2 protein-coding genes and 1 pseudogene are annotated in these 2,361 nt (G+C 66.1%); all 3 read left to right on the plus strand.

Translation table 11 applies throughout. The features are described 5' to 3' along the window. Position 1: 1 nt before the first annotated feature. The gene (locus tag EN750_RS29775; RefSeq protein ID WP_245482848.1) at positions 2 to 1,615 is read left to right on the plus strand and encodes a dihydroxyacetone kinase subunit DhaK; all 1,614 of its coding nucleotides are present in this window, start codon (positions 2 to 4) and stop codon (positions 1,613 to 1,615) included. 72 nt (positions 1,616 to 1,687) lie between these two features. Next, positions 1,688 to 2,290, plus strand: a complete 603-nt coding sequence (gene dhaL / locus EN750_RS29780) for a dihydroxyacetone kinase subunit DhaL (RefSeq protein WP_127398880.1) — start codon at positions 1,688 to 1,690, stop codon at positions 2,288 to 2,290. Next, a pseudogene (locus tag EN750_RS29785) lies at positions 2,287 to 2,361 on the plus strand (PTS mannose transporter subunit IID); the annotation flags it as partial. The gene dhaL and the pseudogene EN750_RS29785, both read left to right, overlap by 4 nt.

The following is a 2,361-nucleotide window of genomic DNA, read 5'->3' on the forward strand; positions in this document are numbered from 1 at the left end:
GATCGTCACCGAGGCGCTCGACGGCCTGTTGCGGACCATCGGATCAGGCGATCTCGCGCGCCTCGACGGCTATCCCGAGATCAAGGTCATCCTGCGCGCCGACTGGGACAAGACGAAAGTCAGTGTCGTCTCCGGCGGCGGGGCCGGGCACGAGCCGTCCCATGCCGGCTTCGTCGGCAAAGGCATGCTGACGGCGGCGGTCTCAGGCGAGATCTTTGCCTCGCCGAGCGTCGAAGCCGTGCTGGCCGCCATTCGCGCAGTCACCGGCCCGGCCGGCTGTCTGTTGATCGTCAAGAACTACACCGGCGACCGCCTCAATTTCGGTCTGGCCGCCGAGAAGGCGCGCGCCGAAGGGTTTCGTGTCGAGATGGTGATCGTCGCCGACGACATCGCGCTGCCCGACATTGCCCAGCCACGCGGCGTTGCCGGCACCTTGTTCGTGCACAAGATCGCAGGCCATCTGTCGGATGCCGGCCATGATCTGGCATTCGTCGCAACGGCCGCTCGCGCGGCGGCGAAGGATATCGTTTCGCTCGGCATGTCGCTGTCGTCCTGCTCGATCCCCGGCCAGCCGCACGAAGACAGGTTTGGCGAGAACGATGGTGAACTCGGCCTCGGCATTCATGGCGAGCCGGGCCTCGAAAGGATTGCGGTGCAGAGTGCCGACAGACTGGTGGCGATCATGGTGGAGCGCCTCGCGGCACGGCTTGATCCCGAGGCCACCTACGCCTTGCTGATCAACAATCTCGGCTCCGTGCCGCCGCTCGAAATGTCTGTCGTCGCCAATGCGGTGCTTGCATCGCCGCTCGCCAAGACCATCAAGCTGACGATCGGCCCGGGCCCGCTGATGACGGCGCTCAACATGAACGGCTTCTCGCTGTCGCTGATCCGGCTGGATGCGGCGCGCGAAACCGCCTTGCAGGCGCCGGTCGGTCCGCACGCCTGGATGCCGGCAAAGCCGGTTGTTTCACCTGCCGTCGTGCCGATGGCGAAAGCGGCCGGACAGAGCGCGGCACGCAAGCCCAGCCAGGATGCGCGCACGAAGCGTCTAGTCGTCACGGTCTGCGAACGGCTGATCGCGCTCGAAGCGACTTTGAACGGATTGGACGCCAAAACAGGCGACGGCGACACCGGCTCGACGGTGGCGACCGGCGCGCGCAGTGTTCTCGAGCGGCTTGATGCGCTGCCGCTTGCCGAGCCGGCGGCGACCCTTGGCGCGATAGGTGACATTTTGAGCGCCTCGATGGGCGGCTCCAGCGGCGTGCTGCTGTCGATCTTCTTCACCGCCGCGGCGCAAGCTCTGGAGAGCGGCGCAAACCTGGCCAAGGCACTGCTTGCCGGCCTCGAGCGAATGACTTTTTATGGCGGCGCAAGGATGGGGGATCGCACGATGGTCGATGCCCTGGAGCCTGCCCTCAGAGCGCTCGATGCCAAGAGCGTGGACGAAGCGGCTGTGGCGGCCCGACGCGGTGCCGAAGCCACCTCCGCCATGGACAAAGCTAAGGCCGGACGGTCCGCCTATGTCGGCAGCAAATTGCAGGGTGTGGTCGACCCCGGCGCTCACGCGGTGTCCGAAGTCTTCGCGGCCGCCGCCGCACTGCATGAAGCGGCCTGATTCATGCTCCAGTTGTCGAATGATCGTTCTTTCGATACTGCCGGCAAGATGGAAACCGGAAATGCGGGTGACATGGCGGCGTTGAACCTTGCCAGGCTGATCGCGGCCGCTGCGGATACCATTGCCGCTCACGCCGAGGAGTTGACGGCGCTCGACCAGGCGATCGGCGACGGCGACCACGGGCTGAACATGAAGCGCGGCTTCGAGGCCGTGCGGGCCGAAGCCGAAGCGTTTTCGGCCAAGCCGCTGCCCGAAGCCCTGAAGGCGATCGGCACCAAGCTGGTGATGACGGTGGGTGGCGCCTCCGGCCCGCTGTTCGGCACCCTGTTCCTGGCGCTCGGCAAGGAGATTTCGGCGGAGCCCGATCGCGCCAATCTGACGGCGGCTTTCGGCAAGGCGATCGAAGCTGTGGCCGCGCGTGGCAAGTCGCATGTCGGACAAAAAACCATGCTCGACGTGCTGCAGCCGGTGCATGACGCGTTGCTGCAGGGAAAGACGGCGCCGGAAATCGCAGGTATCGCCGATGCGGCCGCCGAGGCGACCGTGCCGATGAAGGCCCGGCGCGGCCGTGCGTCGTTCCTTGGCGACCGGTCGATCGGCCACATGGATGCCGGTGCACGCTCGACCGCGCTTCTGGTGCGCACGATCGTCGAAACGCTGGAAGGTCAGCCATGAGCAATGTCGGCATCGTCATCGTTTCGCATTCGCCGCTGGTTGCCGAGGGCACGGCCGACATGGTGCGGCAG

Source organism: Mesorhizobium sp. M7A.F.Ca.ET.027.03.2.1 (assembly GCF_003999175.1).
Taxonomy (GTDB): Bacteria; Pseudomonadota; Alphaproteobacteria; order Rhizobiales; family Rhizobiaceae; genus Mesorhizobium.